Raw genomic sequence first — 18,771 nt, forward strand, 5'->3', positions numbered from 1 at the left:
GCGTACTCAAGTGGCATCTCGCGGGGAGCGAAGGGTGTGGGCCTAGGGGCAGAATGTCTGCGGCGTGTGGCCCGCTACTGTTGCGACGGCGCAGCCGGCGGCGGCTTCAGGTGCATCCGTGCTGCCGAAATTGACGGTGACCGTGAGCGACGCAGGCGCGTCCTCGTCGCCGAACGAGGTGCGCTGCACGTCAGGCGAGATGCGTTCGAATGACGTCAGTGGATCTGTGCCGGCAGCGTCCTGCAGAACAGTGAAGAACGCTTGCATTGCCGCGATCTGCTGACCGTGCTCGTCGAGGAGGCGGTGATCCAGCGAGAGCATTGCCGGTGTGTTGTTGAGTAGGTTGACGAGGGTGCGCTCCTTCTCGAGTCCCTCAAACTTATAAAGGCCCATCTCCCATCGGTCAGTGGAGACGACAGAGTCATGCAGAACCGTTTCGTAGAGCGGTACGCGGAAGCGAGGATCGACCATCTCCTTGGCGAGGGCATCGGAGAGTTTCACAGGCTTGAAGAAAAAGGTCGGACGTTCGTCGGGCCAGTAGGCACCCCACTGCTTCTTGTCCTTCTGCAGCATCCAGATACCGGTCGAGAGCGCCGTGCTCGATCCGTGGGAGTAGCTGAGCGCGTGGTTCGCCCACCACTCGGCCTTCTCGGAACCGACAACGAGCGGCTTTCCGTCGGAGAATTGCCCGGCAGCGAGTTTCCCGAGACGATCAATACGATTCTGACGGTCTTCCGCCCGTGTCTGCGGGTGACTCGGCGTGAAGTCGTGAGCGAGGTCACCCGTGGAGTCGACGTCGAGGAAGTAGGAGGTCACGCCGTTTGCCGAGAGTTGCCGAACGCGGTCGGTGATCACGCCTTTCTCAGCTTCCGCGGTGGCCATTGCCGAACTGCTCAGCGTGCATCCTCGGCCTTGGAAACCTTTGAGGGAGACGCCGTTCGCATCCGTGACGCAGCCGTTCGGCCAGATGTCGCCGGGCCACACGCTCGTCAAACTGTCGGACGAAGCCGGGTCCTGGGCGTTTTCCCACGTGTCGTAGGGGGCCGCGAGATAGCCGGCATCGTTCGCTGCCTTCACGGTCGCCGGGCTCATTGATGTGGTGCCGGTATTGTATCCGAGCCACGCGTTCCGAATACCGAGGTCCTGCAGCCGACCGATTATGGTCGGGTCGTCACCGTCCCCCCAGAGATAGCCGTGAAATGCTCCGATGAGTTTACGGTTCTCCGGATTCGCGGCGATTTTCTCATCGAGCGTCGTGATACCTCCCCGTGAAAGCAGAAGGCGACGGTAGTCCTGGGCTGCTGCGACGGGATTGCCGTCTGTGGCGGCCATAGTGACCCGGAACTTCGACGTCTGGAGGGTGCTATCGAAGGTGTGCTCGGCCGACGCAGTTAGACGGTCATTCTTCGGAGCGAAGGTGACCTGTGTGCCGATGTCTGTGTCGGCGTCCACGATGTAGCTCACGCCGGAATCGGCGAGGGTCGTCCCCCAGAACGGCATGGTGAAGTTATCGGTCATGTTCCACGGATTTTGAGTGAGCTGCGCGTCCTCGGACCACCAGAACTGGTCATCGACCGGAATCGACTGGCCCTCACCGTTCGGGAATTCAATCGACCGTGTCGTTGATTCCGTCGCCGTGACGGGCCAGGTGATGGCGCGGTTCGTCGGGGAATCGAGTTCAATGCCCAGGCGGCCGTCCTGTTCTGAGACCTGGACACGGAGGTCCGAGTTCGCGTAGCCCCAGGAAAGAGTCCCCTCGCCTCCGACGGCCAACGACGTGGGCTGTCCGAGGTCGCTCGGCGTCGGGGCGGACCAGACGACCGGAGGACCCGAGGTCGGGAGGAAAGTGACGGCAAGAGTCCCGGGATCGATCGCGGCGGCGCCTCCGTCGATTGGGATCGTGAGAGGGGCGGAGACGTCGGCCGCGGCCGGAGACTCACCCATCCCGGAGGCCAGGTGGATCCCACCGGCGACCAGAGCGAGCGAGAGTGTTGCTCCGAGGCGCGCCGACCATCGATGCGTACGTGTTGGTGGAGTGATCATGCGGGCATGCTGCTCGGCAATGGTGAAACGAACGTGAAGCCAGGGTCGTCCCCGGTTGCCCAGGCCGCTGTAGCACTCTCCCGGTCTGCAGAGGCAGACGACATTCCTCGCCCGCAGAGCGGCCTTCTCGATGGTGGGACTGGCGCGACCTCCCCGACGACCCGAGGGACCCATCGTGGACGCTGACGACGGGGAAGGAGCGGGCCTCAGGCGCCGCCGAAGCGCTCCGTGCGGATACGCGCGGGGGCGTGGCCCTGCTCAACCAGGGCGGTGGCGACCGCCTCGACGAACGAGGTCGGGCCGCACACGTAGACGGTGGGCTCGAGCGCGACCGGCAGCGCGGCCGCGGCGAGCAGTTCCGGAGTGACGCGGCCGGCCGAGCGCGCGGCTCCCGGTGGCGCCACCCGGGTGAAGACATGGTCGACCGCGACCCCACCCGAGCCGGCGGGCTGCTCGGCGAGCGCCGCCAACTCCTCGCGGTAGTAGGCGAACACGGGCGAGCGGACTGAGTAGAGCAGCTGCATCCGCGCCGCGCTCCCGGCTCGCGCGTGCTCGCGCGCCATCGCCATCAGCGGCACCACGCCGCTCCCGCCCGCGATCAGCTGCACCGGCTCGGTCTGCTCGGGTCGCCACACGAACCAGCCGCCGACCGGCCCACGGACCTCGAGCCGGTCACCCGGCTCCAGAACGTCGACCAGGTACGGCGAGACCTCGCCGTCCTCGAGCCGCTCGATCGCCAGCTCGACCCTCTCGCCCTCGGCGGGCGCGCCGATCGAGTACGAGCGGCTCGCCTGGTAGCCGTCGGGAGCGGTCAGTCGCACGTCGAGGTGCTGCCCGGCCAGGTGACCCGGCCAGCCGGGAACGCGGAGTGAGAGCAGGCGCGCAGTGGGCGTGAGCGGGGTGACCGAGTCGGCCACCGCCTCCGTCCACCTCACCAGTAGCGCTCCTCGGTCCACGGATCCCCGTGCATGTGATAGCCGTTCTGCTCCCAGAAGCCGGGCTCGTCCCCCGGCATCAGGCGCAGCGTCCTGACCCACTTCGCGCTCTTCCAGAAGTAGAGGTGCGGCACCAGCAGCCGGGCCGGGCCGCCGTGCTCGGCGGCGAGCGGCTTCCCGTCGAACTCAGTGGCGACCCACGCCTTCCCGCCGCGGATCTCGGCGAGTGGGAGGTTGGTGGTGTAGCCGCCGAAGCTCTGCGCCATCACGAAGCCGGCGTCGCTCTGGATGCCCTCGAGCAGGGTGTCGACCGAGACGCCCCGCCAGCTGGTGCCGAGCTTCGACCAGCGCGTCACGCAGTGGATGTCGGTGTGCACGTCCTCGTGCGGAAGCTGGGCAAACTGCTCCCAGGTCCAGCGGCGAACGCCGGCCGGTCCGCCGTCGATCGAGAAGGCCCACTCGTGGATGTTCGGAGTCGGGCCGATCGAGAGCACGGGGAAGCCACTCTCGAGGTACTGGCCAGGCGGGAGGTCGGGATTCGTCTCCCGCTTACCCAAGAAGCCCCGCGTAATGATGCCCATGTCCGCCCTCGTGTCTTCGGGGCAGGACCCCGCTTCGCTGGAAACCGCTCGTTTCGCCCACGCTACCGCTCGCCCGGCTTTACAGCATCAGGGGCCATCAGGACGACCCCGCGACCGTGTCGGAGGTCGATGCGAGGATCACCCCATGAGACACACTGTCGTGCCGCCGTATCTCCTCGTCCGCATCGCCCGTCTCGACGACCCCGCGTTCGAGAGGGCCGCACGGGCGGCGAGCCGCTCCCTAAAGCAGGACGTGCCCTTCCGCCGCGTTCGCCCGGGCGAGCCCGCCCCCGGTCACGGCGGACCGACCGCCACAGCCATGCCCTCGCCGCGTAATCGGGTGCAGTCGCTACAGCGCACTATCGGCGATGCACGGACCACTCAGACCCTTCCGGGCGCCGTTGTTCGCCGCGAGGGCGAGCCGGCCACGGGGGACGCAGCGGCCGACGAGGCCTACGACGGCCTCGGCGCGATGTCGACGTTCCTGCGGGAGGCGTACGGCCGCGACTCCATCGACGACGCCTGGCTGCCGTTGGATGCGACGGTGCACTACGGGGACGAGTACGACAACGCCTTCTGGGACGGCTCGCGGATGGTCTTCGGCGACGGCGACGGCCAGGTCTTCCGGCGCTTCACCGTCTCGCAGAGCGTGATCGGCCATGAACTCGCGCACGGCATCACCGCATATACGGCCAACCTCGTCTACCGCGGCCAGTCGGGCGCACTCAACGAGTCAATCTCGGACGTGTTCGGCGCCCTGCTCGAACAGTTCGGCTCCGGCCACAGCGCGGAGGACGCGAGCTGGCTGATTGGCGAGGGCCTGTTCACCGACGAAGTGCAGGGCACGGCGCTGCGCTCGATGATCGCCCCGGGCACCGCGTACGACGACGACGTACTCGGCTCCGATCCCCAGCCCGGCTCGATGGCCGACTACGTCGACACGGAGGACGACAACGGCGGCGTGCACATCAACTCCGGCATCCCCAACCGCGCCTTCGCCGTGGCGGCGACCACCCTCCGGGGGCACGCGTGGGAGCGGGCGGGGCAGGTCTGGTACGACGTGCTGACCGGGGGCGTACTCACGGCAACGGCCGACTTCGAGGACTTCGCGGCGCTCACCGTCGCTGCGGCGGCACAGCGCTACGGGCCCGACTCCGAGGTCGACGCCGCGGTGCGCACGGGCTGGACGACGGTGGGGGTCGTACTAGCGGAGTGAGGCACCGACCGCTTCCCGGCGGGTAGCATCGCGCGCATGGACGTCATCGTGTCGCGCAGTGGCGGCTTCGCCGGGCTCCGCCGCGTGTGGCGGGTCGACGTCGAGCAGCAGCCCGACGAACGCGCTTGGCTCGACCTCCTCCGCTCGCTGCCGTGGGACGACTCCGACGCCGACTCCCCTGGCCGAGCCGACCGCTTCGTCTACGAGATCCGCGTGCAGACGCATCGCGTGCGCCTCGGCGAGACCGAACTCGACGGCGCCTGGCGCGAGCTGGTCGACCGCGTGAAGAAGGCGCAGCCCCGCTAGGAGCTGCGCCTTCGTCGTGGGCTCGGGGCTACTTGGTACCGAGCAGGTCGATCATGAAGATCAGGGTCTTGCCCGAGAGGGGGTGCCCGCCGCCGGCCGGGCCGTAGGCCAGCGCGGGCGGGCAGACCAGCTTGCGACGGCCGCCGACCTTCATGCCGGGGATGCCCTGCTGCCAACCGCGGATCAGGTTGTTCAGAGGGAAGTTGATCGACTGGTTACGACTCCACGAGGAGTCGAATTCTTCGCCAGTGTCGTACTCGACGCCGAGGTAGTGCACCTCGACGGTCGAACCGGGCTGCGCCTCTGCGCCGTCGCCGATCACGATGTCCTCGACGACGAGGGAGTCGGGGGCCGGTCCCTCGGGGGCGTCGACCTCGGGCTTGGTCAGGTTTTCACTGCTCATGCTCCAATCCTAGGGCGGAGCCGTGCACGACGAAGGAGAGGGAAGTGGCGCGGGACGAGCGCCCGACGCCGACGCCGTCAGAAACACCACGGACCTCAACATCCGCAGAGCCGTACCGGCTCCGCCGAGCAGGAACGCGTGATCGCCACGCACGGCCGGCCAGGAGTCAGCGTAGTTTTCGCGCCACGCTCACGGCACTGCAGGCGCCATCACTACGCTCTCCTCGGCCGGGACCACTCCCGGCGACTTCGGAGGATGACATTGCTCGACGCCCTGCTCTCTCTTCAACTTCTCTCGGGGAAGGTGCCCAAACTGGCGTTCGGCGCAGCCGGCCTGGCACTCATCGTCATCCTCGCCCGCCGCTACGACTCCAAGCGGCTGCGCGGTTTCGCCATCGGACTATTCAGCGGTGCCGCCGCAGGAGTTCTGCTGCTTGTGGTTGTCGAGGGCCTGCTCCACTCCTTCGGGACGCCCTTGAGCGCGGGAACACACCTGTGGGTCGTTATCTTCACCGCCGGCACCGGTCTCGCGATCGCGAGCATGCTGCGCACCGCACTCTGGCGGCGCCTCGTCGCGATCGTCGCTGTCTTCTCCTTCCTGATCGCGGCGGGAATCGGAATCAATCTCGACTACGGACTCACCTCGACCCCAGCCGAGATCCTCGGAACATCCACGGTCGGCCCGATCGCACTGCCTCCGCTGCGCCAGCCGGGTGCGCCGGAGCAGGGGCAGGCGCCGAAGGACCGCCCCTCGCACGGTGCGATTGGCACCGCCACCATTCCTGCCGAGGTCTCGGGGTTCCCCGCACGCAGCGCCGGGATCTACCTCCCTCCCGCGGCGTTGCAGGCCGACCCGCCCGACCTGCCGGTCGTCGTCATGATGATGGGGCAGCCAGGGTCAACGGATCCCAAGAGAGTCGGGAAGGCCATGGACACCATCGCAAGCGCACACGACGGGTGGTCTCCGATCGTCGTGATCGCCGATCAGATCGGGCGTCCGGTGGATGATCCGCTGTGCTCGGATGTGACGTCGTTCGGCGCAGCACAGACCTACATCTCGGTGGATGTCGTCAACTGGATCCGCCGCTCGCTCAACGTCCTCCCGGACCCGAGCGCGTGGACCGTGGCGGGCTACTCCAATGGAGGCACCTGCGCTGCCCTGCTCGGCGCTAAGTTCCCGGACGTGTTCAAGAACGCCATCAGCATCGCCGGCGAGGCCTTCCCCGGCCAGGATCAGGAGCACGAGACGCTCGAGAATGCACTGAATGGCGACACGGCTCTCTACGATTCCTTGAAGCCCGCAAGTGTACTCGGCGGCTCCGGCGCCGACTATTCCCAGAGCTGGCAATATTTCACCGTCGGACAGACGGATGGCAATTTCGCGCAGTGGACCCGCGAGCTTGCCGACTCCGCCGAAGCGGCAGGCGTCACGACCGAATTTGAACTGCTTCAGAATGAGGGGCACGGTGGCCCCGCCCTCGATGAGGCACTGTCGAACGCATTCACCGCGCTGATCCAGCGCCTCGATCGGACCGGTCTCCCCGTACCCGTCGCGGACGCCGCCTCCCACTGAGTCGGCTGCGGGCGCTCACTCCACCAGGGTGAGGCGCTGCGTCGGCCGGGTCATCGCCACGTAGAGAGAAGCGGCGCCGCGCTCGCCGGTCTGCGCGATCAGGCGGGGTCGGGCGATGACGACGGAGTCGAACTCAAGTCCCTTGGCGTCATTGGTCGAGAGGACCGCGATCGGGCGGTCGAGCCCCGTCGCTCCGCGGCCGACCTCCCGGCCGTACTCAGCCGCGAGGCGCGAGGCGATCGCGGCGAGTTCGTCGTCGGGCGCGATGACGGCGAGGGTTCCCTCCGCCTCGATCGCGCGGTCCTCTGCCACCGCCGCGAGCACGCGCTCGGCGAGTGGACGCTCGCCGCGGTCGCGGATGGTCCGGACCGGCCACTCCGTCGAGCGGACCGCCTGACCGGGCGTGATCTCGAGCCCGTTCTCGCGCGCCGCCCGCTCAGCGAATGCCACGATCTGGGCGGGCGTGCGGTAGTTGACCGTCAGCTCCTCGAGGCGCCACGGCGCTGCCTCCACCCCGCGGCCCTGACGGCCGAAGGTGTCGCGCAGGGCGGCGTCCCAACTGGTGGCTGAGGAGGCGCCGGACGCCTGGGCGACGTCGCCGACAATCGTGAACGAGCGCATCGGGCATCGGCGCAGCAGTACCCGCCACTGCATCGGCGAGAGCTCCTGAGCCTCATCGACCACGACGTGTCCGTACGTCCAGGAGCGGTCGGCGGCCGCGCGCTCGGCGGCGGTGCCGACGAAGGTTCGCTCGGCGAAGCCCGATGCGAGGTCCTTCGCGTTCACGAGGCCCTCGACGCCCATATTGCGGATGGCCGCCTCCGCGTTCTCGATGTCGCGGCGACGCTGCTCCTTCTCGGCCTTTTTCGACGCGTCGGCGTGGTCGTCGTAGGCACCGAGCAGCTCGGCGGCCTCGTCCAGCAGCGGCACGTCCGAGACCGTGAAGGAGCTGTCGCGATCTCGGCGGAGGAGCGCCCGCTGAGCGGGCGTCCAGCGCGGCGTGAGAGATGCAAACCAGTTCGGCCGCGCATAAAGGTCCTGGAGCAGCTTCTCGGGCGTGAGCGGCAACCATGCCGTGTTGAGGGCGACGCGCACGTCGTACGCGGTCCGCACGTCCTCACGCAGCACCGCCTCGTCGGCCTCATCGACTGTGTTGCCGTGGCTGCGCAATTGATCGGCGAGCTGGCGGGTGAGTTGCGTGACCATCGCCTTGACGAACGTGACGCGTGCCTCGTTGTGCGGCTTGCGGGAGTCGCGGGCGCGGGTGATCGCGCGCTCCACGTCCTGCGGCTCCAGCCGGAGCTTCTCGCCGTTCACGTCGAGCACCTGCGTCTCGGCGGGGACGACCTGGCGCGAGCGGACCGCGCGCTTGAGCAACTCCGCCATCCGCGCTGAGCCCTTGACCCGCGCGACCGCCGGGACGTCCTCGTCGATGAGATCGAGGCCGGGGTAGAGCTGACCGAGGGTGGCGAGCACGACGCCCGTCTCGCCGAGCGAGGGCAAGACCGCCTCGATGTAGCGCAGGAAGGAGCGCGAAGGGCCGACGACAAGCACGCCGGAGGAGGCGATGCGGTCGCGGTAGGAGTAGAGGAGGTAGGCGGCGCGGTGCAGTGCCACGGCCGTCTTGCCTGTGCCAGGGCCGCCCTGCACAACCAGCACGCCGCGCAGCTCCGAGCGGATGATGCGGTCCTGCTCGCTCTGGATGGTCGCCACGATGTCGTGCATCCGCCCGGTGCGCTGGGCCCCGAGCGCGGCCATCAGTGCGCCCTCGCCCTGGAGCACAGTGCCCTCGCGCAGCAACTCCTCGTCGAAGACCTCGTCCTCGAAGCGGAGGACGTCGCGACCCCGCGTGGTCAGATGCCGGCGCGCGCGGGTGCCCATCGGCCGGGCGGCGGTCGCCTGGTAGAAGGCGGCGGCCTGCGGGGCGCGCCAGTCGAGCAGCAGGGTGTCCTGCTCCTCGTCGCGCAAGCCGATGCGGCCGATGTAGCGGTGCTCGGAGTCGCCCTCGGCGAGGGTCAGGCGGCCGAACGCAAGCCGGTCGTCGGCGCCGGTGAGCGAGCGGATGCGGTCCTCGTAGAGCCGCGCGTAAGCGTCGCGCTCGGAGCGGCTCTGGTGGTTGCCGCCGACGCTCTCGATCCGGACCGTGTCCAGCGCCTTGCGGGCCTGGGCGATCAGCTCGTCCAGGCGGGCGTAGAGCGCCGCCACGTACTCGCGCTCCCGCGAGAGTTCGGTGTGCTGGACTCTCGTACCGTCCGTCATCGTGCGCCTTCCATGCATCCGCCTCCGCGGACCGTGTGGCGCGGGATGCGCTGCGGGGGTCGCGGGAAAACAGGCGGTCCAGTCTACCGAGCGTTCCGATCGGAGCCGCAGGGGACCGGCGATCACCGGGCCCCTTGCGCTCGAGGCCGCGCAGGAGCATCCTCGATGTCACAAAGAGTTCGACACCCCGTCCGAGTAGCCGGCCGCGCCGCTGCCGCAGGGTGTCGGGCTCTTTCTCCGTGCCGGGCCCGAACGCCGTCCACCTCGCAGGGAAGATCGCAGGAAAGATCGCAGGGAAGAGCAGGGAAGAGAACCGGTCGCGCCCGCGTTGCACGCCGCATGGCCACACCGAGCAGCAGCGTCACCGCCCCCTCCCGAGCGTCGATCGACCTGACCGAATCGGCGCGTGCCGGATGGGAGGGCTGGCTCGCCCGCCGCGCTGAGCGCGTCACCGGCCCCCGCGGCGACCTCGCCCTCGTCGAAACGCGCTGGCTCGAAGCCGGCCAGAGCGTGAGCGACGAGCAGGCGCTTGCGGACTACGGCCCAACCGCCTCGCTCACCCGCCTGCGGCGCGAGAACCTCGACACGGGCGAGCCCGAGTACGGCTATCGCGTCTGGGACGCAGCCTCCGCGGGGATCCGCTCGTTCGACGCCATCGAAACGTTCGCCTTCGACGCCGCCTGGGTGCTCGAGGCCTGGTTCGAGCCGGTGGGCGGGGACCGCACGATTCCGTTCGAGCACCTGCGCGACAACGGAGCTACCCGGGACCTCGTCGTGCCCGGCGACATCACCTTCTCCCTCATCGACGACGGTCGAGCCCGCGAGTACACAGTGGCGGCCTTCGACGACGGCGGCACTCTGCTCGTCCCCTTCGGCGACCCGACGAACCGCAGCGACGATCCGGAACTGCGCAGTTATCCCGTCGGCCGCTTCCTCGTGGTCCAGCGGATCGGCGCCGCGGCCGATGCGGGCACGCCCGGCCCGGTGTTGCTCGACTTCAACCGGGCCTACATCCCGCCGTGCGGCTTCTCGCCGCACTACAACTGCCCGCTGCCTCCGGCGCAGAACCGCCTCGACGTACCGGTGACGGCGGGCGAGCGGCGCGTGCGCAGCGCCTGAGTCGTCGGCGTGCGGGTCGTCGGCGTGCGAGTCGTCATCAGCGGATGAGCGCAGCGCGGCGGGCGACCAGCTCATCCAGCAGAATGCGCTCTTCGACGGCGGCCGATGGCCCACCCCGGCCGAGCAGTTGGTGCTGACGCAGGTGCGCGAGTCGCGTCGCGGTACCGAGGAACGCCCGCATCGCCCGCGGTCGATCACCCCCGGCCAGGGTGGCCCAGCGCACAGCGGTGCGCCGCCCCTCCACGGTGCCGATCATGCGCACCTCCATCAGCGAGAACCATCCCGCCGCTGCATAGTCCCCGAGCCGCTCGAGTGTCACCCTGCGCTCCTGGCGGCGCAGCAGCACCACCGCGACCACGGCGACGGCGAACAGCGGCACCTGCACGACTCCGTAGAAACCGAACCAGTCGGACACCAGGAACGACGAGCCGTTCCACAGGGCGTGCAGGAACGCGGCCAGCGCCAGACCGAGCAGAACGATCGGGATGCGTACCACTCTCGGACGGTGCGATGCGATGCCGAGCGCCGCGCCCGTGCAGGAGGTGAACAGCACATGCGCAAACGGCGAGAGGACCCCGCGGAGGAAGAACGTGACGGCGAGCGATTCGACGCCGCCCTCCACAAGCGCGGTGCCGAAGTAGAGGACGTTCTCGACGAAGGCGAACCCGGAGGCGACGACGGCCGCGTAGACGATGCCGTTGACCGGCCCGTCGACGGTGCGACGCCAGATCAGCAGTACCAGCAGGACGCCGATCCCCTTCGCCACCTCCTCGACCACGGGCGCCTGAATCACTGCGCCGACGAAGTCGGATCCGCTCGGCCGCCGACCCGACGTGTAGACCGCGATCTGCACCCCGAGATCGACCAGGAGCGCGATCGCCACCGACCCCGCCGCTCCCCACAGAAACGCGAACCACAGACCGAGCGCAGGCTCCGGCTCCCAGCGGTCGACCCAGCGAACACCGAGCAGCACCACGGTGAGCGGCCCCAGGGCAACGACTGCGCAGACGGCAGCGGCGCTGACACCAAGCCCGCGCACGACGTAAGCCAACACGAGCAGAAGGAGGATCCCCAGCAGCGCAACGCCAATCGAGCCGAGCACGGTGGGGACGACGGACGGGCGAGCAGGCGTCGGGGCGGGCGGCGGGTAGACGCTCATGGCGCTGAGAGTAGGGCAGGCGCGCGCCCGCTGACCGCGGCCGACGCAGGACGGAGCCGCAGAACCAAGGCCGAGAACGCGGCTCCAGCCGATCCGGGCCGGGACCGTCGGCTCAACCGTCGTTGTCCAGGCGACCAGACGGTCCGTGCGGCCGCGATGCTGCGCACCGAGGCCCTCATGACTCCGGAGCGGGGGCGATGATCGGGAGTACTGAGGTCATGGCCTCGATGCCCGAGAGACGGGCGGGCGAGATCAGCCGTAGCACGTCCTCGCGCGACATCAGGCCGGCCTCGACCACCAGATCGGCGACGTTGCGACCGGTGGCGAGCGCCGCTTTCGCGAGGGCGGCGGAGGCGGTATAGCCGATGCTCGGCGTCAGCGCCGTGACGACTCCGACGGAAGAGGCGACCATCGCCTCGAGCCGGTCGACGTTGGCGGTGATGCCGTCGATGCAGTTCTCGCGGAGGGTCTTGCAGGCCTGCGTCATCCAGGTAATGCTCTGCAGCAGTGAGTGCGCGATCACGGGCTCGAAAGCGTTGAGCTGGAGCTGCCCCGCCTCGGCCGCCATCGTCACCGTGACATCAGCGCCGGCCACCGAGTAGGCGACCTGGTTGACCACCTCGGGGATGACCGGATTCACCTTGCCGGGCATGATGCTCGAGCCGGCCTGACGCGGCGGCAGGTTGATCTCGCCGAAGCCGGCCTGCGGGCCCGAGGAGAGCAGCCGCAGGTCGTTGCAGATCTTGGACAGCTTGATCGCCGAGCGCTTGAGCGCGCTGGAGAACGACATGAAGACGCCCGCGTCACTGGTCGCCTCGACCAGGTCCTGCGCCATTTCGAGCTGGAGGTCGGTGATCTCGTTGAGATGGCGGACGGCGGCGGCGCCGTAGCGCGGATCGGCAGTGATGCCGGTGCCGATCGCCGTGGCTCCGATATTGACCTCGGCGAGCAGCCAGATGGTCTCGGACAGCCGGGCGTGGTCCTCGCCGAGCGTGGTGGCGAAGCCGTGGAACTCCTGGCCGAGAGTCATCGGCACCGCATCCTGGAGTTGCGTGCGGCCGACCTTGAGCACACTGCCGAACTCGACGGCCTTGCGCGAGAACGACTCGCGGAGCAGCGCCAGTTCGTCAAGGAGGCGGCGCAGCGACCAGGTCATCGCGATCTTGATCGCGGTCGGGTAGACATCGTTCGTCGACTGGCTGCGGTTGACGTCATCGAGCGGGTGCACGTGCGCGTACTCACCCTTGCCGTACCCGCCGATCTCGAGGGCGACGTTGGCCACGACCTCGTTGGCGTTCATGTTGGTGGAGGTGCCGGCTCCGCCCTGGATCACGCCGACAACGAACTGGTCATGGAACTCACCGTCGATAATCCGGCGGCAGGCGGTCTCGATGAGCTCGCCCTTGGCCGGTGCGAGGCTACCCAGCTCAGTGTTCGCGCGCGCGGCGGCGAGTTTCACGGTCGCGAGCGAACGGACGAGATCGGGGTAGATGGAGATCGGGCGCTTCGAGATCGGGAAGTTGTCGAGTGCGCGCGCGGTGTGAATGCCCCAGTAGGCATCGAACGGGATGTCCTTGGCGCCGAGGGAGTCGGTCTCGGTGCGAAAGGCGGGGGTTTCGGGGGTGTTCAGGGCTCGGCCTTCCGGGTCGGGATCGGGGAGAGTGCGCGGTGCGAGGGTCACGTCCAGCTCCATTGCTGTCGTCGTGCGGCCCCGAGGGGCAGGGGGTCCGCGAACTGCCCGGCCAGCCTAACGCCGAGCTCGTGAACGAACTGGGCGCAGGCGCCGGATCACAGGTGGCCGCAGAAACACGACGACCCGCGCCTCCCTCCGCTGGTGCGGGAGGGGAGGTGCGGGTCCTCGAGAATCTGCGGCGCAACTACCTCAACATCGACAGGAACGGCGCAAGCAGGAGCAGAGCAACGAAGGCAACGGCGAACAGCAGGACGATCCCGAGCATGACCCCGTTGAGGACGATGCCCCAGATCGCGAGGGTGCGCCCCGTGGGCTCGCGACGCAGTCCGAGGATGCCGAAGACGAGGCCCGCAGCAGGCGCCACCACGGTGAGGCCGAAGAAAATGGACGTGACGCCGAGGATGAGGCTGGTCAGCGAGAAGGGCGTCGAGGGGGCGGGAGCGAGGGCCGCCGGCGGGACGGGCGGGGCTCCGTAGTCGGGGCGCGGGGGAAGGTACGCGGTGGCGGGCTCTGCGTGGGGTCGGGCATCGGTCAGCACGGCCGTCGTGCCCACGTCCTCGGTGGGGTGCTCGTCGGCAGCGGTCGAGAGGCGGGCGGTGCGGTCGTCGGTGGACACGGGTGTGCTCCTTCGGGAGGGATGCCGGTGACCCGGCGGGATGAGGTGCTGCCGGGTCCGATCCGGCGATCGGGTGGGATCCGGCGATGCCTCCACGCTACGGACGGCCCGGCCCCCGGCCCATCGGGTGAACCCCCGGAACCGGGGGCGATCCCCCTCACGGAAGCGGGGGCGGATGCGAGACTGGAGGGCGACCCGAGGAGGCGGCGGCCGATGGATGACGATGAGCTGCGGCACCGCACCCGCGACCGACTGGGCGCCCGGGCCATCTGGTTCGCCGGGCTCTCGGCGCTGGCGGGCTTCGTCGTGCTCTCCCCCGTGATCTCGCTCACCGCGACCGTCATGGTCTGGGGCGCGCGACGCCGCACCGGCACCCTGAGCGACCGGAACGGCATCGTCGCCGTGAACTGGCAGCTCACCTACCTCGCGCTCCAGCTGATGCTGGTGCCGCTGCACCTGGCGCTCGTGTCAGTGCGCGACTCCCTCGACGCCGACTGGCCGCTCGCGACGATCAGCGCGATCCTCCTGCTCTCGGTCCTGAATGTGGTGCTGTGCGTGGTGCTCGGGATCCGGTCCGGCCGAGGCCGCCCCGTCCGCCTCTGGATCGCCGTCCCCTTCGCCCGCTCCGCCCGGCCGCCGCGCTGACGCCTCCGCGGCGCGCCCCGCCCTCCCGCTCCTTCCCGCGAGATGCCTTGGGTACACCTCCGTCGGCGTGTCGCGTACCGAAGAGGCCTCTCGCGGGTGGGGGCGAGGGCAGGGTGGGAGGGTGATCGCGTTTCCGCCGCCCGTGTACGTCGTGGCCGACGACGGGATACGACTCGCTACGTACTCCGTGGGAGATGAGGACGCACCCACCGTGCTCGCGGTGCACGGGTTCGCGTCGAACGCCGTGCTCAACTGGGAGACGGCGGGATGGCTCCGCACGCTCCATAAGACCGGCTACCGGGTCGTCGCCCTCGACCAACGTGGTCACGGGGCGAGCGAGAAGCCGCGATACTCCGGCTCCTACAGCGTTGCGGTGATGGTGGCCGACCTCGTGCGGGTGCTCGATTCCTACGATCTGATGGCGCCGCACCTGCTCGGCTACTCCCTCGGCGCGCGGATGGGCTGGGTGCTGGGGCTCCAGCATCCGGAGCGGCTTGCGTCGCTGAGCCTCGGCGGTTTGACGGTCGGTGAGCCGCTACGGCACTTCGACGCGGAGGCTGCCCGGGCGCGGCTGGCCGACGGCGGCGAGATCGACGACAGTTTCACCCGCGCCTTCATGGGGATGGCGGAGGGAGTGCGCGGAAACGACCTGGCGGCGCTGGTCGCGGTGGCCGACGGCATACGCGGCGGCGAGCATCCTGAACACGGGCGGTACCCAGACCTGCCGATGCTTCTGGTGACGGGTGGGGCAGATCCCATCGCTCCCGGAGGCGAGCGGTTGGCCGCCGAGGCGGGTGCCCGGTTCGTGAGCGTTTCCGGCCGGGATCACACGAGCACCGTGCCGGCGCGCGCGTTCAAGGAGGCGGTGCTGGGCTTCCTCGCGGCGCAGGGGTGAGGCGCTGACGCGGGGTGCGATGTGCAGGGGATGGTGCGATGGGCAGGGGATGGCGGCGAGAGATCGATCTCTTTAGGATTCAGCACCGCGAGGACGTTCGATCTCCTGCAGATCGCACGGACTCCTGCAAATCGGACGGACGCTTCAGGCCGCGTAGCATCGCCCCATGCAGGCGATCCGCGTCGAGAACCCCGGCCCCGACTCCGAACTCGTGCTCGAGGAGGTGCCGACCCCGGTACCCGGCCCGGGTGAGGTCCTCATCAGCATTGCGGCGGCCGGAGTCAACCGTGCCGATCTCGGTCAGCGCGGTGGCGTGTACCCGCCGCCGCCCGGCGCCTCCGAGATCCTCGGGATGGAGGTGTCGGGATCGGTGGTCGCGCTCGGAGCGGGCACGACGCAGTTCCACGAGGGCGACGAGGTCTGCGCTCTGCTCTCGGGTGGCGGCTACGCCGAGTACGTCGCGGTGGATGCGGGCCTGGTGCTCGCAGTGCCGGAGGGTGTCGGGCTCGTGTCGGCCGCGGCGCTGCCCGAGACGACGGCAACGGTCTGGTCGAACCTGGTGATGGTCGCCGGGCTCGGCGCAGGCGACACGGTCCTGATCCACGGCGGCGGGAGCGGCATCGGCACCACCGGCATCCAGATCGCCGTCGCGCTTGGCGCCCGCGTCGCGGTCACGGCCGGCAGCCCACGCAAGCTAGACGCCTGCCGGGCGCTGGGCGCCGACATCCTGATCGACTACCGCGAGGAGGACTTCGTTGACCGGATCCGCGAGGAGACCGGCGGCCTCGGGGTCGACGTGATTCTGGATCCGGTCGGCGGGGACTACCTCGCTCGCGATCTCGAGGCGCTCGCGACCGGCGGCCGCGTCGTCTTCATCGGCAACCAGTCCGGCGCGCTCGGTTCGCTCGACCTGGGCGTACTGATGCGCAAGCGCGGTGCGGTACACGCAACGACCCTCCGGGCCCGGCCGCTGGAGGAGCGGCGACTGATCATCGAGCAGGTGCGCTCACGGGTCTGGCCACTCGTCGCCAACGGGACCGTGCGGCCAGTGGTCGACGAGGTGATTCCGCTCGCAGAAGCGGAGCGCGCCCACGAGCGGATGCGCACCTCCCGCCACATCGGCAAGCTGCTGCTCACCCCGTAGCGACGCGACGTCTCAGCTGGCGTCGCGTCAGAGACCGGAGCGCAGCAGGCCGAGCGAACGGTTGATGCCCTCGATATCGACCGCGGTCGGGTCGAAGGAGGCACCGGGCTCGAGCCCGAGCGCCTCGAGCGCCTCCGCATGGTCCGGCGACGACGGATCGGACGCCGCGCGGACGGTGTCCGTCCACGCCGCAGGGCCGCCGGACGCATCGAGCGGAGCCGCGCCCTGCGCCCCAGTGCAGCGCGGGAGGGCGACCGAGAGCGGCGCCATCGACTCGAGGCGGATGACGTGGCGCCACTCGTCCTCCAGGTCGTAGACGTAGAACAACTCGTCCTGCTCCTCCTCGAGCACGTCGGCCAGCGCCACGTGCGATTCGTCGATCAGGTCGGCGCCGAGTTCCTCCACGTCCGACGGCGAGCCGATCGGAGCCTGCTCCTCGTCGGGCACGCCGACGCTGAAGTAGTGCGGCTGCGCGTCTGTCCAGCCGAGCGAGAGCTGCAGGGCGAGGTGCAGGTCGCGCAGTGAGGACTCGGAGGAGAGTTCGAGCCGGCGCCAGACGACGGGCTTGGTGCCGAGCAGAGCGACATGCAGGGCGTAGGCGGTGGCGGTCTCCTGGGTCGCCTCGTCGAGGATCTCGAGCCGAGTCGCCTCGCGCCCGCTCAGCAGGACGATGCTCGCGCGGACGACGGCCGCGAGCGCGGGCGCCAATCCCTCGGGAACCACATAGCCGAATTCGGGCGAGTGCAGCAGCAGGCCGAGCTCGGCAGCGTCGTCGAGCATCCGCTCGGCCGAGCCGACCATCCGCTCGCGCTCATCGAGGGCCTCCTCAAGCGAGACTCCGGAGTCAGCCGCCAGCTCGTCGACGAGCTCACCGACGACCAGCCCCGGATGCATCTGCGCCTGGCAGGCGACGGCGATGCGCACGAGTACGGCGTCGGTGGTGGCGACCGCACGCTCTGCGGGCGCGAAAGCGCCGTCCTCGGTGTCGGCGGCGGCGAGCGCCTCCTGAGCGCTGAGGAGCCACAGCTCAACAAAGCGCGCGACGTAGGCGATGCGTTCGGCGGCAGCTTCGGGAGCGTCGGAGCTGCGCCAGAGCACGGCCGCCTCGCCGAGGCCCGCGGAGGCGCCGTCCGATTCGAGCACGGTCGAGCCAACCAGGGCGTCCCACCAGGCGGAGACGGGGATGCGGACGGGGTCGTCGCTGGGCGTCGATCCCGCGGAGGAGATACCCGCCTCGGCCACGATCTCGCGGGCGGAGTGCTCGGTGAGGGTCGCCTCCTCGGTGCCCGCGAGGTGCTCGACCACGACGTCGGCGGCGTGCACGAGGGCGGTAGCTCGGATGGCGGAGAGCATCGCGTCAGCGGGGACCTCCTCGACCTCGCCGAGGTCGTCGAGGACCGCATCAACGAACGATCCTTCGAGGTCGAGGACTTCATCGAGGACGGCCTGGCACTCATCCAGCTCCTCGTCGGTCCCGGTCCAGAGATCTTCATCGGTCAGGAAGTCGAGGAAGTGCTCCACGACCTCGGCGACGGTGAAGAGCGTGTCGTCGAGGTCGGCCTCGCTCTCCTCCCCCGAGAGATCGGACTCGATCTGGTCGAAGACGGCTTCGAGCAGTTCGGCGTCGGGCTGCGCGAAGGAGCCGCGCGGGCGCAGGTCGCGGGTCATCGCGAAGAGATCGGTGAGGACTTCGACGGCCTCGTCGACCTCGAGGTGCTCGTGCAGGGCGCCTACCTCGGCCAGGTGCGAGCGGTACCAGCTGCGGAACCGCACCATCATCGCCGTCTCGGCCGTGCGTCCGCCGCCCTGGCCCCCGGAACCGCCCTGGCCCCCCGAGCCGCCCTGTCGCCCGCCTCCGGATCGACCCTGATTGCGCTTCTTGCCCATGATTCCTCCGCGACCGCTCCACTCCCGACGACGAAGCGCTCCAGCCTATCGACTGGGGCGGCGCGGACGAGCCTGGCGACGCCGGATGAAGGCCCGTTCGGCCAGAGTCCGCATGAGAATTTTCGTAGCGGTCTCGCGGCGGGGCTCGCGCTCCTGCGCCGGTCTCGCTCGACTTGCCGGATGAACGGACACGACGAACGCGGAACGCTCCGCCCCCGAGAAGGCGACACTCAAGCGGATGATCACCGGGCCGCTGCTGTTCGCCTTCATCGTGGGCGACACCCTCGGCGCAGGCATT

At 69.4% G+C, this 18,771-nt stretch carries 16 protein-coding genes; 7 read left to right on the plus strand and 9 right to left on the minus strand.

The features are described 5' to 3' along the window. Positions 1-42: 42 nt before the first annotated feature. The 3 genes from HRF29_RS13065 to HRF29_RS13075 form a co-directional block, all read right to left on the minus strand. Positions 43-1,518 carry a glycoside hydrolase gene (locus HRF29_RS13065; protein ID WP_222929654.1) on the minus strand — a complete coding sequence of 492 codons (1,476 nt, stop codon included), beginning with the start codon at positions 1,516-1,518 and terminating at the stop codon, positions 43-45. Between the two features lie 731 nt (positions 1,519-2,249). Continuing rightward, the gene (locus HRF29_RS13070; RefSeq protein ID WP_343043744.1) at positions 2,250-2,978 is read right to left on the minus strand and encodes a ferredoxin reductase; all 729 of its coding nucleotides are present in this window, start codon (positions 2,976-2,978) and stop codon (positions 2,250-2,252) included. Next, positions 2,975-3,559: a molybdopterin-dependent oxidoreductase gene (locus HRF29_RS13075; RefSeq protein WP_173249282.1), complete on the minus strand. Its 585-nt coding sequence runs from the start codon at positions 3,557-3,559 to the stop codon at positions 2,975-2,977. The genes HRF29_RS13070 and HRF29_RS13075 overlap by 4 nt, the downstream gene beginning before the upstream one ends. 145 nt (positions 3,560-3,704) lie before the next feature. Here HRF29_RS13075 and HRF29_RS13080 point away from each other — a divergent pair, with 145 nt between their 5' ends. Continuing rightward, a complete protein-coding gene (locus tag HRF29_RS13080) occupies positions 3,705-4,775 on the plus strand; it encodes a M4 family metallopeptidase (RefSeq protein ID WP_173249283.1) in 1,071 nt (356 codons plus the stop codon). Between the two features lie 36 nt (positions 4,776-4,811). Beyond that, positions 4,812-5,081, plus strand: coding sequence for a protealysin inhibitor emfourin (locus tag HRF29_RS13085; RefSeq protein WP_173249284.1), 270 nt, complete (start codon positions 4,812-4,814; stop codon positions 5,079-5,081). Between the two features lie 28 nt (positions 5,082-5,109). On the opposite strand, the gene HRF29_RS13090 is transcribed toward HRF29_RS13085, so the two are convergent. Then, positions 5,110-5,484: an FKBP-type peptidyl-prolyl cis-trans isomerase gene (locus tag HRF29_RS13090; RefSeq protein WP_173249285.1), complete on the minus strand. Its 375-nt coding sequence runs from the start codon at positions 5,482-5,484 to the stop codon at positions 5,110-5,112. Between the two features lie 255 nt (positions 5,485-5,739). Between HRF29_RS13090 and HRF29_RS13095 the strand changes: the two genes are divergently transcribed. Beyond that, positions 5,740-7,056, plus strand: a complete 1,317-nt coding sequence (locus tag HRF29_RS13095) for an alpha/beta hydrolase (RefSeq protein ID WP_173249286.1) — start codon at positions 5,740-5,742, stop codon at positions 7,054-7,056. A gap of 15 nt (positions 7,057-7,071) precedes the next feature. On the opposite strand, the gene HRF29_RS13100 is transcribed toward HRF29_RS13095, so the two are convergent. Beyond that, positions 7,072-9,315, minus strand: coding sequence for a HelD family protein (locus HRF29_RS13100; protein ID WP_173249287.1), 2,244 nt, complete (start codon positions 9,313-9,315; stop codon positions 7,072-7,074). A 339-nt stretch (positions 9,316-9,654) separates the two neighbouring features. On the opposite strand from HRF29_RS13100, the gene HRF29_RS13105 reads away from it, so the two are divergent. After that, the gene (locus tag HRF29_RS13105) at positions 9,655-10,434 is read left to right on the plus strand and encodes a DUF1684 domain-containing protein (RefSeq protein ID WP_173249288.1); all 780 of its coding nucleotides are present in this window, start codon (positions 9,655-9,657) and stop codon (positions 10,432-10,434) included. Positions 10,435-10,471: 37 nt separating this feature from the next. Here HRF29_RS13105 and HRF29_RS13110 read toward each other — a convergent pair whose 3' ends face one another. The 3 genes from HRF29_RS13110 to HRF29_RS13120 all read right to left on the minus strand — a co-directional run bounded on the left by HRF29_RS13110 (position 10,472) and on the right by HRF29_RS13120 (position 13,902). Next, on the minus strand, positions 10,472-11,593 hold the full coding sequence (locus tag HRF29_RS13110) for a PrsW family intramembrane metalloprotease (protein WP_246227040.1): 1,122 nt from the start codon (positions 11,591-11,593) through the stop codon (positions 10,472-10,474). Positions 11,594-11,768: 175 nt separating this feature from the next. Beyond that, positions 11,769-13,223 carry an aspartate ammonia-lyase gene (locus HRF29_RS13115; protein ID WP_246227061.1) on the minus strand — a complete coding sequence of 485 codons (1,455 nt, stop codon included), beginning with the start codon at positions 13,221-13,223 and terminating at the stop codon, positions 11,769-11,771. 247 nt (positions 13,224-13,470) lie between these two features. Continuing rightward, positions 13,471-13,902: a DUF4190 domain-containing protein gene (locus tag HRF29_RS13120; protein WP_173249290.1), complete on the minus strand. Its 432-nt coding sequence runs from the start codon at positions 13,900-13,902 to the stop codon at positions 13,471-13,473. 213 nt (positions 13,903-14,115) lie between these two features. Between HRF29_RS13120 and HRF29_RS13125 the strand changes: the two genes are divergently transcribed. The 3 genes from HRF29_RS13125 (at position 14,116) to HRF29_RS13135 (ending at position 16,586) form a co-directional block, all read left to right on the plus strand. After that, on the plus strand, positions 14,116-14,547 hold the full coding sequence (locus HRF29_RS13125) for a magnetosome magnetite crystal formation protein family (protein WP_173249291.1): 432 nt from the start codon (positions 14,116-14,118) through the stop codon (positions 14,545-14,547). 121 nt (positions 14,548-14,668) lie between these two features. Further along, complete coding sequence (locus HRF29_RS13130) at positions 14,669-15,442, plus strand: alpha/beta fold hydrolase (protein WP_173249292.1); 774 nt, start codon at positions 14,669-14,671, stop codon at positions 15,440-15,442. 166 nt (positions 15,443-15,608) lie between these two features. Further along, on the plus strand, positions 15,609-16,586 hold the full coding sequence (locus HRF29_RS13135; protein WP_173249293.1) for an NAD(P)H-quinone oxidoreductase: 978 nt from the start codon (positions 15,609-15,611) through the stop codon (positions 16,584-16,586). A 27-nt stretch (positions 16,587-16,613) separates the two neighbouring features. Here the strand turns inward: HRF29_RS13135 and HRF29_RS13140 are convergent, their stop codons facing one another. Next, a complete protein-coding gene (locus tag HRF29_RS13140; RefSeq protein WP_173249294.1) occupies positions 16,614-18,473 on the minus strand; it encodes a plasmid pRiA4b ORF-3 family protein in 1,860 nt (619 codons plus the stop codon). Between the last annotated feature and the right edge of the window lie 298 nt (positions 18,474-18,771).

The organism is Rathayibacter agropyri (genome assembly GCF_013249015.1).
GTDB classification, from domain to species: domain Bacteria; phylum Actinomycetota; class Actinomycetes; order Actinomycetales; family Microbacteriaceae; genus Rathayibacter; species Rathayibacter agropyri.

Bases quoted from the DNA above. Each gene is read 5' to 3' on its own strand.
- HRF29_RS13110 (WP_246227040.1), bottom strand. From the start codon at position 11,593: ATGAGCGTCTACCCGCCGCCCGCCCCGACGCCTGCTCGCCCGTCCGTC.
- HRF29_RS13105 (WP_173249288.1), top strand. From the start codon at position 9,655: ATGGCCACACCGAGCAGCAGCGTCACCGCCCCCTCCCGAGCGTCGATC.
- HRF29_RS13125 (WP_173249291.1), top strand. From the start codon at position 14,116: ATGGATGACGATGAGCTGCGGCACCGCACCCGCGACCGACTGGGCGCC.
- HRF29_RS13085 (WP_173249284.1), top strand. From the start codon at position 4,812: ATGGACGTCATCGTGTCGCGCAGTGGCGGCTTCGCCGGGCTCCGCCGC.
- HRF29_RS13075 (WP_173249282.1), bottom strand. From the start codon at position 3,559: ATGGGCATCATTACGCGGGGCTTCTTGGGTAAGCGGGAGACGAATCCC.
- HRF29_RS13135 (WP_173249293.1), top strand. From the start codon at position 15,609: ATGCAGGCGATCCGCGTCGAGAACCCCGGCCCCGACTCCGAACTCGTG.
- HRF29_RS13080 (WP_173249283.1), top strand. From the start codon at position 3,705: ATGAGACACACTGTCGTGCCGCCGTATCTCCTCGTCCGCATCGCCCGT.
- HRF29_RS13100 (WP_173249287.1), bottom strand. From the start codon at position 9,315: ATGACGGACGGTACGAGAGTCCAGCACACCGAACTCTCGCGGGAGCGC.
- HRF29_RS13065 (WP_222929654.1), bottom strand. From the start codon at position 1,518: ATGACCGATAACTTCACCATGCCGTTCTGGGGGACGACCCTCGCCGAT.
- HRF29_RS13095 (WP_173249286.1), top strand. From the start codon at position 5,740: ATGACATTGCTCGACGCCCTGCTCTCTCTTCAACTTCTCTCGGGGAAG.
- HRF29_RS13090 (WP_173249285.1), bottom strand. From the start codon at position 5,484: ATGAGCAGTGAAAACCTGACCAAGCCCGAGGTCGACGCCCCCGAGGGA.
- HRF29_RS13140 (WP_173249294.1), bottom strand. From the start codon at position 18,473: ATGGGCAAGAAGCGCAATCAGGGTCGATCCGGAGGCGGGCGACAGGGC.